We start from the raw sequence: 13496 nt of genomic DNA, 5'->3' as shown, positions 1-13496 counted from the left end.
TCAGCCGAGGAACAACTGACGACGGGTGGCGGACGACTCGAACGCCTCGAGCCGGGCCTGGGTTTCGGCGGGGGTGGCGTCGCAGATCGCCTGGAGAACCACCATGGCCAGGGTCATCGGGGCGGTGTGCAGGTCGAAGACAAGGTCGGTGCCGACGGCGGCGGGGAGCACCACGTCGGCGTGGTCGGTGGCCGGGCTCACCGGGGAGTCGGTGATCGCCACGACGGTCAGCCCGGCGTCGCGGGCCTCGCGCAGCGCGTCCAGGGTCTCCCGGGGGTAGCGGGGCAGCACGAAGGCGAGCAGCGCGCGCGCCCCGGCCGCGGCGGCCTGTTCGAGCCGGTCGGCCAGGAGGCTGCCCCCGTCGTCGACGACCCGCACGTCCGGGTGCACCTTCGCGGCGAAGTACGCGAAGTACGCCGCGAGCGGCGCGGCGGCGCGCAGACCGAGCACCGGCAGCGGGCGGCTGGCCGCGAGCAGCCGGCCGACCTCGGCGATGCGCTGCGCGTCGGCGAGCTGCCCGGCGAGCCGGTCGAGGTTGCCCATCTCGGCGTGGACCGCCCGCTGGAGGGCGTTGCCGGCCTCGGCCGGGTCGGTGGCGCCGGTGGCGGTCAGCTCGCGCAGCCGGCGGCGCAGCGCGGGGTAGCCGTCGTGCCCGAGCGCCATGGCGAAGCGGGTCACCGACGGCTGGCTGACCCGGGCCAGCTCGGCCACCTCCGCGGCGGACAGGTACGCCGCCGCGCCCGCCTGCTGGACCAGGCAGTGCGCGATGCGGCGCTGGGTCGGGGTGAGCCGGACGCCGTGGAAGAGGTCGAGCAGGCGGTCGGTGGGTGCCGCACCGCTTTCATTCACGGCCTGACTCTATGCATGAAAACTTTCACAACGCAACCTTCGGCCGGTGGTCGTGCGGCGACCGGAGGACGAGCCGGGAGGCGTGCGCTCTGTACTATCCGCACGGCGGAAAAACCAGAGGAGTTGTCGCATGCAGCCGGTCGGCCCGTACAGGTTCACCGAGGCGCTGGGCGTCTGCCAGGTCGGCACGGCGTGGTGGGCCATCGACGGGCAGGACCGGCTGGTGACGGTGGCCGTGCTCGAGGGCGCGGCGGCGGCCGACCCGCCGTGGCGGGAGGCCTTCGCCAACGCGGCCAACGCCATGGCGCTGACCTCGGGAGGGCAGCGTTACGTCAACGCCGACTTCGCCGCCGCCAAGCCGTGGGTGGCGTACCCCTCGGAGGAGGGGATGGGGGCGCAGCGGCTGTTCCAGACCCTCGGCATGGACCTGCACCCGGCGGAGTCCGAGACGCAGGTCCTGATCCCCGAGTCCGGCGCCGTCGGCGGGCCGCCCCAGCCGGTCTCCGGGGTGCCGACCTCCGGCACGCCGAGCCCCACCTCGGGAGCGCCGCTGCCCTGGGCCATGCACGCCGCCGTGCCGCACCAGGTGTCGTCCCCGCCGCAGCAGGTGTCCCCGGCGCCGCAGCAGGTGTCCCCCGCGCCGCAGCCGGTCAGCGCCCCGCCGCAGGACCCGTTCACCGCGCCGGTCCGCCGGATCACGCCGTCCGAGCCGCGCCCCCGCCGGACCGGGCTCTGGATCGGAATCGCCGCGCTCGTCCTGGTGGTCGTGGCCGGTGTCGGCGGCGTCGTCGTCTGGTTCGGACCGGACGACCCCGGCACGCCGAAGACGGAGGGGACCACCAGCCCGGCGCTGCAGCCGGAGCAGAAGACGCCGCCCCAGTCGCCCGGCCTCGAGCCGCCCAGCGCCGGCGACTGGCCGAAGGAGTGGCCGAAGTTCACCCCGGGCGACTCGGTGCGCACCTTCTCCGACCTCGACGGTCTGGGCTTCGCCCTGAAGGTGCCGGGGGAGTGGGACTGCACGCCGGCCGGCCGCGCGCAGGGGTTCGTCAAGTACACCTGCGGCGTCTCGAACGACAAGCAGCAGATCGGCGGCGAGCTGATCGTGCGCGAGTGCCCGGTGCCGTGCGACGTGCGGCGGCAGACCGCGATGCGCCAGGAGGAGGAGGCCTGGGGTCTGCAGTGGATGCGGGGCGGCCAGTTCGTCTCCTACGCCGACTCCAGCAAGCTCCAGCTCGACGGTGAGCGCCGGTACGGCCTGGTGCTCGTCGCGTACTGGCGGGGCGGGAACAGCGGGCAGATCGACCGTCAGGTCGTCTTCCGGATGACCTCCCCGATCGACGGTGCGGGTCGGCTGCGCCGGGTGGCCAACCACCTGCGCGACACCCTGATCTTCTGACCGCCCGACCCCTCCTCGCCGCGCGGAGTTCCGACATGCCCTCTGGTACGGCCCTGGCACGTCGGTTCGCCGTCCTGCTGGGCACCGTCGCGATCGGCTGTGCCGCCGCCGTCCCCGGTGCGGCGGCGGTGCCGACGTACGCCCGCAACGAGCCGGCGGTCGCCGTGGCCACCCCGGCGACCGCCTTCCTGGAGGCGCGGTACGCCGGCTACCTCCGGAACACCGCCACGGGCGCTCTGGTCCGTCCCGAACAGGTGGTCGTGGTGCGCCGGTGCAGCGGGGCGGTGGTGAACCCCGACGGCTACGTGGTGACCACCACGGTCTGCGTGCAGCCGAGCCGGGAGGTGCTGCTGGTCAACGCCCTCTACCGGCTCGGCCGCACGCTGGTGCAGCGCAACGAGCTGCCCGCGGAACGGCTGGACGGTTTCGTCGCCGGCCTCCAGGGCTCCTCCACGTTCACCGGAGCCCGGCGCGGCACCGCGCCGACCCTGCGGCTGACCGGCCAGTTCGGTGCGGCGACCTCGGGGGACAGCTCCGTCCCGGCCGTCGCCGGCGCCGTCACGAAGGCGCTGCCGGCGGTGGACGGCAACGTGGCACTGGTGAGGCTGCGCCGCGCCGGCCTCCCGGCCGTCGAGCTCGCCCACCACCCCGACCTGCGCGCCGGGTCCTCGGTGGACATCCTCGGCTACGCGCTCGGCGAGGGCACCGGCGACTCCGGCACCTGGACCGTCCGTGACCGCACGGTCGAGGTCATCGGGCGTACCGGGACCAACCGCACCGGAGTCAGCGGCCAGATCGGTCCCGACTCCCGGGGCGGCCCGGTGGTGGACTCCGCCGGCCGGCTCGTCGCGCTCCTGGACACCGACACCTCCGCCGAGGGCGAACCGATCCGCGACCTGATCGGCACCGCCAACATCGACCGCCTGCTCGCCCAGAGCGGCGTCGACAACCGGTTGAGCGAGAGCGACCGCGCCTTCCGGTCGGCCCTGGCCGTCTACTTCGCCGGCCACTACTCCCAGGCGATCGAGCGGTTCGACGACGTGCTCGGCCGGGACCCCGGGCACGCCGCGGCCCGGGCGTACCGGCAGCGGGCGCAGGAGCGGCTGCGGCTGGACGGGGACGCCACGGAGAACGCCGCGGACTGGTGGTCGTACCTCCTCTCCGCCGCGGGCGGCGTGCTGGTCATCGGCGCGGTGACCCTCGGGCAGCGCGCGCTCCGTCGCCGGCCGCGGCCGGTCGGGCCCGGCACCGACGCGGAACCGGTGGCCGTCGGCGCGCCGCCGCCCACCACGGCGGAGGTCGGCCCGCCGGCCCCGAGCGCCCCGCCGGTGTCGTCGTCAGCCGAGGACACCCTCGTGCTGACCGTGCCCGCGGCCCGCCGGACGGAGGCGCCCGCGCCGCCGGCGCCGGCGGACACCGCCGGCCCGGACCGGACGGGCGTGCCGTCCGCCCTGGACGACACGGTGGTGCTGCACCTGCCCGAGGCGGGACCCGGCACGCCGGCGGCCGAGCCGGCCGACGGCGGCGGGCCGGCGACGCCCACCGACGCTGCGGCGCCCCGCGAGCGGCGCCGCAGCGCGTTCCGCCCGGACATCGAGGGTCTCCGCGCGGTCGCCGTGCTGTTGGTGGTGCTCTGGCACGCCGGCGTCCCGTACGTCTCCGGCGGCTTCGTCGGGGTGGACGTCTTCTTCGTGATCTCCGGCTACCTGATCACCACCGGGATGGCTGCCGAGGTGGCCGCCCGGGGGCGGCTGTCGCTCGGCCGGTTCTGGGCCAGGCGGGCCAAGCGCCTGCTGCCCAGCTCCGCGCTCGTCCTGCTCGCGGCCGTGGCCCTGACGTACCTCCTGCTGCCGGACATCCGCTGGCGGGACACGGCGGGCGACGTGGTGAGCAGCGCCCTCTACCTGGTCAACTGGCGGCTCGCCGACCAGGCCGTCGACTACCTCGCCGCCGGCCAGGCGCCGAGCATCGTGCAGCACTACTGGTCGCTCGCGGTCGAGGAGCAGTTCTACCTCGTGTGGCCGGTGCTGCTGGTGGGCGTCGCCTGGCTGGCCCGGCGGGGACGCGCTCCGGCGTCCCGGTTCCGCACCCTCGCGTTCGTCGCCGTGGGCGTCGTCTGGGCGGCCTCCTTCGCCTGGTCGGTGCTGCTGGTCGAGGCCGACCCCGGCCGGGCCTACTTCGTCACCACCACGCGGATGTGGGAACTCGCCGTCGGGGCGCTGCTCGCGCTGGCGCCGATCCGGCGGCTGACCGGCGGGGTCGCCGCGGTTGCGGGCTGGCTCGGCGTCGCGGCCATCGCCGCCTCCGCGGTGGTGCTGACCAGCTCGACCCCGTTCCCGGGCACGATGGCGCTGCCCGCCACCGTCGGTGCGGCCCTCGTCATCGCCGCCGGGGCCACCGCGCGGTACGGTCCGGTCGCGCTCCTGCGGTTGCCGCCGATGCAGTTCCTCGGCGGGATCTCGTACACGCTCTACCTCTGGCACTGGCCGCTGCTGGTGGTCCTCACGGCGCAGATGCCCGACCCGGGCACGCTGGCCGTGGTCGCCACCGTGGCCCTCTCGGTGGTGCTCGCGTACCTGACCAGTCGGCTGGTGGAACGGCCGGTCTGGCACTCGCCGCGGCTTGCGGTGCGGCCCCGGGTGGCGCTCGCGGTCGGGGCGGCCTGCACCGTGCTGTCGGTCTGCGCGGGGCTGGCCTTCCAGACCGCCGCCACCGCGCCGGCCCCGCCCCAGGCCAACGGGGGCGTGCCCGACGCGCCGGGCGCCGCCGTGCTGACCGCGGCCGGCGCGGCCGGCGCGGGGGTGCCCGTCGACCGCGCCCCGTCGGTGGTGCCCGACCCGGCGGTGGCCCGGGACGACCTGCCGTCGGTCTACGCCGACCGGTGCCACGCCGGCTCCACCGAACGCGAGGTGCTGCGGTGCGCGTACGGCCCGCCGGACGCCACGGTCACCATCGCCGTGGTCGGCGACTCGCACGCCGCCCAGTGGGTGCCGACGCTGCGGGCGGTGGCGGAACGGCGGAACTGGCGGCTGCTGACGTACACCAAGTCGAGCTGCCCGGTCCTCGACGTCGAGGTGGTCGGCGCGGACGGCCAGCGGCCCGTCGACGCCTGCGCGGCGTGGAACCGGGACCTGCCCGACCGGCTCGCCGCCGACCGCCCGAACCTGGTCGTGACGAGCAGCTACAACTACTCCGCCTACCGCGACGGCCGGCCGCTCAAGGGTGCGGCGGGGCGCGCCGCGCTGGTGGACGGGATGCGCCGGACGTGGCGGTCGCTGGCCGGAATCGCCCCCGTGGTGGTGCTGCGGGACACCCCGGCGCCGCGGCTGGACGTCGCGGAGTGCGTGTCGGCCCACCGGGAGGAGTTGACCCGGTGCGCGGTGCCCCGCGACGAGGCCCTGGCGGGCATCGGTCCGCTCCAGGTGGACGCGGCGCGGGGTCTGTCCGGCGTACGGCTGGTCGACCTGAACGACGCCATCTGTCCCGCCGAACGGTGCGCGGCGGTGATCGGTGGGGTGCTCGTGTACCGCGACACGAATCACCTCACGGCGACGTACGCGCGGACGCTGGCGGCCCGGCTCGACGAGCAGTTGCAGATGGTGATGGGGTGAGCGGAATGATCAGCAGGGACGGCGACGTCGCCGGGGTCGATCCTGCTGGCGGGGGCGCGGGCGGCCCGCTGCTGGCCGGCCGGTCGGTCGCCCTCGTGCACGAGTGGTTCGGCGCCACCGGCGGCTCGGAGAACGTCTTCCTGGCCATCCAGGAGGTGCTGCCCGACGCGAAGGGGTTCGTGCTGTGGCGCGACCGCGACGCGCGACGCGGCCTCGACCTCCAGGAGTCGTGGCTGGCCCGGACCCCGTTGCGGCGGTCCAAGGCGCTGGCGTTGCCGCTCATGCCGCTGACCTGGCGCACGCTCAGCAGCGAGCGGTTCGACGTGGTCATCTCGTCGAGCCACGCCTTCGCGCACACCGTGAAGTTCCGGTCCGCCCCGGACGCGCGCTACCTGAGCTACATCCACTCGCCGGCCCGCTACCTGTGGAGCCCGGACTTCGACGGCCGGGGTTCGAACGGCGTGCTGACCGTGCCCCGGCGCGTGCTTCAGGGCGCCGACGTCCGCCTGAGCCGACACGTGCACAGCTACGCCGCCAACTCCCGCGAGGTGCAGGCCCGCATCCAGCGGTTCTGGCAGCGCGACGCCCGCATCATCCACCCGCCGGTCGACGTGGACCACTTCGCCGACGCCCCGGCCGCGCAGCGCCGGCAGGACCGCGACTACCTGCTCGGCGTCGGACGCTGGATCCCGTACAAGAAGTTCGACCTGATGATCGAGATCGCCGACGCCGCGGGGATGCCGCTGGTCATCGCCGGGTCGGGGCCGGAGGAGGAGGCCCTGCGCCGGCAGGCGGCCCGGGTCGGCGTCCCCGTCACCTTCGAGCGGCAGCCGTCCCGGGACCGGCTCCGCGAGCTGTACTGGGGGGCACGGTGCCTGCTCTTCCCCACCCACGAGGACTTCGGCATCATCCCGGTGGAGGCGATGGCCTGCGGCACCCCGGTGCTGGGGCTGCGCCGGGGCGGGGTGCTGGAGACGGTCGTCGACGGCGAGACCGGCTTCCTGGTCGACTCGGACGACCCCCGGGCGTACGCCGCCATGCTGCGGCACGTCGACGGCCTGGACCGGGACCGGGTGCACGCCCACGCCGCCCGGTTCTCCACCGCGGTCTTCCGCGCCAACGTCGCCTCGTGGGTCGCCGATGAGACCGCCTGACGCCACCCCGCGCCTCCGCAGGCCGGGCGGCCACACCCTGGTCGTGGCCGTCGCGGTGCTCGCCGTCGTCACGGCCCTCGGCGTGACCACCGTGCTGCCCCGCCCGACCGTCGCCGGCGGGCTCGGCCTCGTCGTGGTGGCGGTGTGCCTGACGGCCCTCTACCAGACCACCCGGTCGGCGTCGTTCAGCCCGGTCTCCGTGACGTTCTGGGCCTTCGTCACGGTCTGGGTGGGCTTCGCGCCGCTGCTGCAGATCCGGGACCGGCGGCTGCCCTGGCCCGACCTGCCGCTGGACCAGTACTACGTCAGCGCGCAGGTCATCCTCCTGTTCGCGGTGCTGGCCTACTGGGCCGGCAACACCCGGCGCCTGCCCGCGCCGCGCTCCAACACCTCGCCCCGCACCCGGATCACCATCGAGAAGGCGCTGGCGGTCACCGTCACCGCCGCGGTGCTGGCCGTCGTCTGCCTGCCGATGACCGGCGGCCTGGCCGTCCGGTTCGGCAGCCGCGACGACCTCCAGCGGGCCATCGCCGAGGCCGGCCTGAAGAGCCGGCAGGACCTGGCGCTGCTCGGCCTGCTCAGCACCTTCCCGGCCGCCGTCGCCGCGATCGCCCTGGTGCTGTGCCTGCTCTGCTGGCGGAGCCGGAGTTACGCCGGACCGAGGGCACGGTGGGTGCTGCTGGGCACCACGGCCGTCGCGGTGCTCCTCAACGTCGTCTACAACAACCCGCTCTCCGCGAACCGGTTCACCGCCTTCGGCGTGCTGCTCGCCGCCGGCCTGGCGATCGTGCGGTTCGAGCGGCAGCGCTGGCGGACCCTGTTCTCGCTCGGCATGCTCACCGGCCTCGCCGTGCTCTACCCGCTGGCGAACCTGTTCCGCAACGAGCGCTCGCGCGGCGACCTCCGGTTGGGCCTGGACGCCTACTACACGTGGGACTTCGACGGGTTCCAGCAGACCGTGAACGCCGTCTACTACGCCCGCGTGCACGGCCACAGCTGGGGCCACCACCTCGTCTCCGCGCTGCTGTTCTGGGTACCCCGGTCCTGGTGGGAGGGGAAGGCCATCCCGGCCGGCAACGCGGTGGCGGCCGGCCGGGGCTACTCCTTCCAGAACCTGGCCCTGCCGTTCTGGGCCGAGACGTACCTGGAGTTCGCCTTCGTCGGCGTGGTGGTGCTGTTCTTCTTCTACGGGCGGCTCGCCCGGCGGCTCGACCGCGCGTTGAGCGCCACGCCGGCCGGCCTCGGGACGGCCCTCACGGTCACCTTCGCCGCCTTCCAGATCGGCCTGCTGCGCGGTCCCCTCGGCGCGCAGATCCCGTTCGTCGGCGCCGCGTTCGCGGTGCTCGTCGTGGGCGTGCTCGCCCTGCCCGACCGGGGCTGGCGGCTGACCCGACCGCCCCCACCGGTGGACCACGGCCCCCCGACCGTGGCACCCACCCGAACAGAGGAGATGGCGCCCCATGACTGAACCACGGCCCCGGGTCGCCGTCCTCGCCGACTGGTGGTGGCCCGACGAGGTCGGCGGCGCGGAGCGCTCCGCCCGGGCGGCCGCGCGGGAACTGGCCGGCTTCGCCGACGTGTCGGTCTTCGTGCCGTCCACCACCGACAACACGTACGCCGACGGTCCGCTCACCGTGCACGCCGTCCGGCGGCCCTTCGCCCGGCGGCAGCACGCGGACACCCGGATCCGGCGCGGGCTGGAGTTCCTGACCGCCTGGCTGCTGCCCCTCGTCGCGTTCCGCCTGACCCGGCGGATCCGGACGTTCCGGCCCGACGTCGTGGTGGCCACCAACATCTCCCGCACCGGGCCCTGGCTGCCCCGCTGGGTGCGGGCGCGCGGCCTGCGGTACGTCCGGGTCTTCCACGACCTGAGCGACACGTGCTGGCGCCGGTCGCGGCTGAAGGACTCGCGCACCTGCGTGACCCTGTGCGGGGAGTGCCGGGTCAAGGCCGGGATCATGCGGGGCGCCACTCCGCGCGGCGCGGTGGGCGTCTGCGTCTCCGGCTTCGTCCGCGACGAACTCGCCGGGGCGGGCCTGACCACCCCGGCGGCGAGCCTCGTCGGCTACCCGCTTGTCGGCCCGCCGGAAGCGGTACGCCCGGCCCGGCGCGTCGACGAGACCCAGCTCGTGGTCGGCTACCTCGGGCGTCTCGACCCGGTGAAGGGCATCGAGTCGGCCATCCGCACGGCCGGCGCCCACCAGCGGAGCACCGGCACGCCGGTGCGGATGCTGGTCGCCGGTGAGGGGCAGCCCGACTACACCCGGACGCTGGCCGAGCTGGCCCGCTCGGAGGGGGTCGACCTGCACCTGGCCGGCCACCTGACGGTGGACGCGTTCTGCGACGCGGTCGACGTCGTCCTCATCCCGTCCCGCTGGATGGAGCCGTTCGGCCGGGTCGCCGTCGAGGTCGGGCGCACCGGGAAGCCGATGCTGGTCGCGCCGCTCGGCGGCCTGCCCGAGGCGGCGGCCGTGTCCGGCGGCGTCTACGCGTACGCCGACTTCCAGGACCCGGCCGCGGCGGCGGCCGCGCTCGGTGAGCTCCTCGCGGGCGCGGCGCCCCCGATCGCCGGACCCGGCGGCGGCGCGGCGACGACGCTGCCGCAGGCCGTCGTGGCCGCCACCCGGCGGGCACTGTCCGCCGCGGACGGCGTGACGGCGGGGCGGCGGCCGTGACCGGGACGGTCGCCCCGCCCCGGGCCGCCGCCGGGCGCAACTGGGCCCGGCTCGCCCTGACCCTCGGGCAACTGGCCCTCATGGGCACGAGCCTGGTGTTCAGCCTGGCCCTCGGCTACGCCGGTGACCTGTCCGCGGTCGGCGCCACCGCGCCCGCGATGCTGGTGTTCCAACTGACCTGCGGCGTCCTGCAGCGGTCCCTCGCCGAGGCGACGCTGCTCGCCGAGGCGCACGCCGAGCGGAACGCCGAGCGGACGGACTGCCAGCGGTCGGTGGCCGCCGCGTTCGCCGGCGGGCTCGCCGGCGCGGCCCTGGCGGTGGCGTCGGCGCTGGCCGTGTCCGGCGGGTCGATCGAGCTGGCCGTCGCCTACGCGGCCGGCATCCCGTTCGCGATCGCGCTGGACATCGGCCGGGCCGCGGGTGTGGCGGCCGGCGCCGCCCGGTCCGTGTTCCTGGAGACGGCCGCGTGGCTGGCCGCGCAGCTTGTCGTGCTGGTGGTCGCCGCCACCCGTTCACCGCTGGCCGTCTGCCTGTCCTGGACCGTGGTGAACGTGGTGTTCCTCCTGGCCGCCGCCGGCCGACCCGAGCGGCGGCCGCGCTTCGCCGGGCTGCCCGGCTGGGTGCGGTCCCGGCGGGGCGTGATGGGCGCGGCCTCCCTGGACGCCCTGCTCGTCGGCCTCACCCCGGTGCTCGCCCTGCAGGCCACCGCGTTCGTCGCCGAGGCCGCCACGCTCGGCGTCATCCGCCTCACCCAGCAGCTGTTCGGGCCGTTGGCGTTCGTGTCGATCACCGTCCGGCGGGTGCTGGTCTACCAGCGCAAGGCCGACGTCGGCACGACCCGGCGGCAGGACCTGCGGGACGGGGTGCAGGCGTGGGCGTTCATGGCCGCCGGTTCGGCCGCCCTCGGGCTGGCCGTGCTCGTCGGGCAGGAATTCGTCCCCGCGCTGTCGTTCCTGCCGGTGGGCTGGGTCCTGGTCGCCGCCGGGCTGGAGAAGACCGCGCTCGGGTTCTCCTACGGCTGCTCGCTGAGCAGGTTCATCCGGGGCGAGTTCGCGCTGCTCCTGCGCGCCCGCTACGTCATGCTCGGCCTGACGGTGCTCGCCGCGCCGCTGCTGACCGTCCAGTACGGAGCGTCCGGCTACCTGGTCGCGTCGGCCGCCGGGATGGTCGTCTACTCGCTGGTTCTCGTCGCGCTGCCGGCCCGTGACCGTCCACGGCCGACACCGGTCGCGTCGGACACCGGTCTGTCCTGACCGGTCGCCCTCGCTAAGGTTGTCGGCATGAGCGACAGTGTCGGCCTGCTGCTGCGGCGTGCCGGATTCGGCCCGACCGCGGTCGAGCTGGCCGCCGCTCGCCAGGCCGGCTACGCCGCCGCACTGACCGGTCTGACCGCCCCGCCCGGCCCGGACGTCGGCGCGACGGGCGCGCCCGTCCCGGACCTCGGGCCCGACGCGTACGCGGGCAAGCACGACCTGACCTACGAGGAGAAGGTTCGGCTGGAGGACCTCCGCGACGCGCAGACCGCGCAGCTCACCGAGTGGTGGCTGAACCGGATGACGGTGGCCAGCCACCAGGCGGTCGAGAAGCTGGTCTTCTTCTGGCACGGGCACTGGGCCACGTCGGTCAAGAAGGTGCGCAGCCCCCAGCTGATGCTCAGCCAGCACCGGACGCTGCGCGGCGCACCCGACTTCACCGTGATGGCCCGGCGGATGGTCGTCGACGCGGCGCTGAACCACTACCTGGACGGGCACCTCAACACCCGGCAGGCGCCCAACGAGAACCTCGCCCGCGAGCTGTGCGAGCTGTTCCTGCTGGGGATCGGCAACTACACCGAGAAGGACGTCAAGGAGGCCGGGCGGGCGCTGACCGGCTGGCGGTTCAGCCTCACCATGGGCCGCTCGGTGTTCGACCCGCGGGCCCACGACCCGGGTCGCAAGAGCATCCTGGGCCGCACCGGGAACTTCACCGCGCAGAGCCTCGTCGACCTGCTGGTGAGCCAGGAGGCCTGTCCCCGGTTCGTCGCCGCCCGCCTCTGGTTCCGGTACGGCTCGTCCACCCGGCCCATCCCGAAGGGGCTCCAGGAGAAGATGGCGCGCGCCTTCCCGGCGCCGATGGCCATGCTCCGGGTGCTCCTCGCCGACGAGGCGTTCCAGGCGACCGCCGGCACCATGGTGAAGCAGCCGGTCGAGTGGCTCGTCGGTGCGCTGCGGCAACTGGGTGTGCGGCCGGCCAACCTGCCCGCGGAGACCCGCAAGGCCGTCCTGCACGACCTGGAGAACCTGGGGCAGCTGCCGTTCGCGCCCCCCAACGTGGGCGGCTGGCCCTCCGGCGGCTCCTGGTTGACCTCCGCCGCCGCGCAGGTCCGCCTGCGGCTGGCCGGCCGGGTAGCCGAGCAGACGCCGGTCGACCAGGTGACCCCGGAGAGCCTGGCGTACCTGCTGGGCGTCGACCGGTGGACGAATCGCACCTATGCCGTGCTACGCGGCACGCAGGACCGGCGGCAGTTGTTGACCCTGGGTTTGGCGAGTCCGGAATACCTGGTGACATGACGATGACCCCACAGACCCGACGTCGGTTCCTGCTCGCCTCGGGCGTCACCGCGGGTGCCGCGCTCGCCGCCGGCGCCGGCGGGATGGGGCTCGCCCAGCTGCTGCGGACCGCGGGGCAGGACCGGGCCGACGCACCGTCGAAGAAGCTCGTCCTCGTGACGCTCTACGGCGGCAACGACGGGTTGAACACCGTCGTCCCCTACACCGACCCCGCCTACCACGATGCGCGGCCGGAGCTGGCGTACGACCCGGAGAAGGTGCTGCACCTGGACGACGCCCTGGGCCTGAACCCGGTCATGCGGGGCATGAAGCAGCTCTGGGACGAGAAGCGGCTGGCGGTCGTCCTCGGGGCGGGCTACCCGCGGCCCGACCGCAGCCACTTCCGGTCCATGGACATCTGGCAGACCGCGTCCCCGGCCGAACCGGTGACGACCGGCTGGGTGGGCCGCTGGCTCGACGGCACGAAGGCCGCCCCGGAGGCCGCGGTCAGCTTCGAACCGGTGCTGCCGCCGGTGCTCGCGGGGGAGACCCGGGCCGGTTCCTGCGTCAACGTCGGCGGCCTCGAACTGCCCCCGGGCATCAGCGCCGACGCCGTCGCCGCCCTCGGCCGGGGGGAGCCCGGCGAGCCGGAGCTGCAGGCCCGCGCGGCGCGCGCCTACGGCGACCTGCTCCGGGTGGAGCAGCTGGTCCGCGACGCCGAACAGCACCAGAGCCCCACCCCGGGCGGTGTCGAGCAGGAGGTCCTCACCACCGGCCCCGGCAGCCGCAGCGTCCTGGAGACCCAGCTGGCGCTCGTGGCCCGCTGCGTCGAGGCCGGGGTGCCCACCCAGGTCTACTCGGTGAGCCTCGACGGGTTCGACACCCACGCCATGGAGCGGGCCGGGCACGAGAGCCTGCTCACCCGGCTCGACCGCGCGCTGTCCGCGTTCGTGGCCCGGATGGCGCGCACCGAGGAGGGCCGCCAGGTGACCGTGGTCGTCTACAGCGAGTTCGGCCGGCGGGTACGCGCCAACGCCTCCCAGGGCACCGACCACGGGACGGCCGGGCCGGTGTTCGTCCTCGGGCCGGTGGTGGCCGGCGGGCTTCACGGCGAGCAGCCGAGCCTCACCGACCTGGACGACGGCGACCTGAAGGCCACGGTGGACTTCCGCGACGTCTTCGGCACGGTCCTGGCCTCGGTGCTCGACGCCGAACCCGACCGCTACCTGGGCGGCGGCTACCGGGCGACGCCACTGCCGCTGCTCACCGTCGACTGAGGACCG

The 13496-nt window shown here is 74.9% G+C and carries 9 protein-coding genes; 8 read left to right on the top strand and 1 reads right to left on the bottom strand.

All coding sequences use genetic code 11. The annotated features are described in order from the left end of the window. Entirely contained in the window at positions 1-849 is an 849-nt protein-coding gene (locus RMN56_RS05450; protein WP_313722735.1) for a MurR/RpiR family transcriptional regulator, read from the bottom strand. 130 nt (positions 850-979) lie between these two features. Here RMN56_RS05450 and RMN56_RS05445 point away from each other — a divergent pair, with 130 nt between their 5' ends. The 8 genes from RMN56_RS05445 to RMN56_RS05410 are packed head-to-tail and all read left to right on the top strand — an operon-like array spanning position 980 to position 13490. Beyond that, positions 980-2245 carry a hypothetical protein gene (locus tag RMN56_RS05445; protein WP_313722734.1) on the top strand — a complete coding sequence of 422 codons (1266 nt, stop codon included), beginning with the start codon at positions 980-982 and terminating at the stop codon, positions 2243-2245. A 35-nt stretch (positions 2246-2280) separates the two neighbouring features. Next, a complete protein-coding gene (locus tag RMN56_RS05440; protein WP_313722733.1) occupies positions 2281-5856 on the top strand; it encodes an SGNH hydrolase domain-containing protein in 3576 nt (1191 codons plus the stop codon). A 5-nt stretch (positions 5857-5861) separates the two neighbouring features. Next, complete coding sequence (locus RMN56_RS05435; protein ID WP_313722732.1) at positions 5862-7010, top strand: glycosyltransferase; 1149 nt, start codon at positions 5862-5864, stop codon at positions 7008-7010. Beyond that, positions 6997-8478 carry a hypothetical protein gene (locus tag RMN56_RS05430; RefSeq protein WP_313722731.1) on the top strand — a complete coding sequence of 494 codons (1482 nt, stop codon included), beginning with the start codon at positions 6997-6999 and terminating at the stop codon, positions 8476-8478. The genes RMN56_RS05435 and RMN56_RS05430 overlap by 14 nt, the downstream gene beginning before the upstream one ends. Next, the gene (locus RMN56_RS05425) at positions 8471-9685 is read left to right on the top strand and encodes a glycosyltransferase (protein ID WP_313722730.1); all 1215 of its coding nucleotides are present in this window, start codon (positions 8471-8473) and stop codon (positions 9683-9685) included. The genes RMN56_RS05430 and RMN56_RS05425 overlap by 8 nt, the downstream gene beginning before the upstream one ends. After that, positions 9682-10938 carry a hypothetical protein gene (locus tag RMN56_RS05420; RefSeq protein WP_313722729.1) on the top strand — a complete coding sequence of 419 codons (1257 nt, stop codon included), beginning with the start codon at positions 9682-9684 and terminating at the stop codon, positions 10936-10938. Before RMN56_RS05425 ends, RMN56_RS05420 begins: the two co-directional genes overlap by 4 nt. 27 nt (positions 10939-10965) lie before the next feature. Continuing rightward, complete coding sequence (locus RMN56_RS05415; RefSeq protein WP_313722728.1) at positions 10966-12234, top strand: DUF1800 domain-containing protein; 1269 nt, start codon at positions 10966-10968, stop codon at positions 12232-12234. Then, the gene (locus tag RMN56_RS05410) at positions 12231-13490 is read left to right on the top strand and encodes a DUF1501 domain-containing protein (RefSeq protein WP_313722727.1); all 1260 of its coding nucleotides are present in this window, start codon (positions 12231-12233) and stop codon (positions 13488-13490) included. The genes RMN56_RS05415 and RMN56_RS05410 overlap by 4 nt, the downstream gene beginning before the upstream one ends. The last annotated feature ends 6 nt before the right edge of the window (positions 13491-13496 follow it).

It is taken from the genome of Micromonospora halotolerans (genome assembly GCF_032108445.1).
Classification (GTDB): Bacteria; Actinomycetota; Actinomycetes; order Mycobacteriales; family Micromonosporaceae; genus Micromonospora; species Micromonospora halotolerans.
This window is presented reverse-complemented; position numbering and strand designations above follow the sequence as displayed.

What these genes read in the sequence shown, in the direction of transcription:
- RMN56_RS05445 (WP_313722734.1), top strand. Translation starts at nt 980, where the DNA reads ATGCAGCCGGTCGGCCCGTACAGGTTCACCGAGGCGCTGGGCGTCTGC.
- RMN56_RS05440 (WP_313722733.1), top strand. Translation starts at nt 2,281, where the DNA reads ATGCCCTCTGGTACGGCCCTGGCACGTCGGTTCGCCGTCCTGCTGGGC.
- RMN56_RS05435 (WP_313722732.1), top strand. Translation starts at nt 5,862, where the DNA reads ATGATCAGCAGGGACGGCGACGTCGCCGGGGTCGATCCTGCTGGCGGG.
- RMN56_RS05430 (WP_313722731.1), top strand. Translation starts at nt 6,997, where the DNA reads ATGAGACCGCCTGACGCCACCCCGCGCCTCCGCAGGCCGGGCGGCCAC.
- RMN56_RS05425 (WP_313722730.1), top strand. Translation starts at nt 8,471, where the DNA reads ATGACTGAACCACGGCCCCGGGTCGCCGTCCTCGCCGACTGGTGGTGG.
- RMN56_RS05415 (WP_313722728.1), top strand. Translation starts at nt 10,966, where the DNA reads ATGAGCGACAGTGTCGGCCTGCTGCTGCGGCGTGCCGGATTCGGCCCG.
- RMN56_RS05410 (WP_313722727.1), top strand. Translation starts at nt 12,231, where the DNA reads ATGACGATGACCCCACAGACCCGACGTCGGTTCCTGCTCGCCTCGGGC.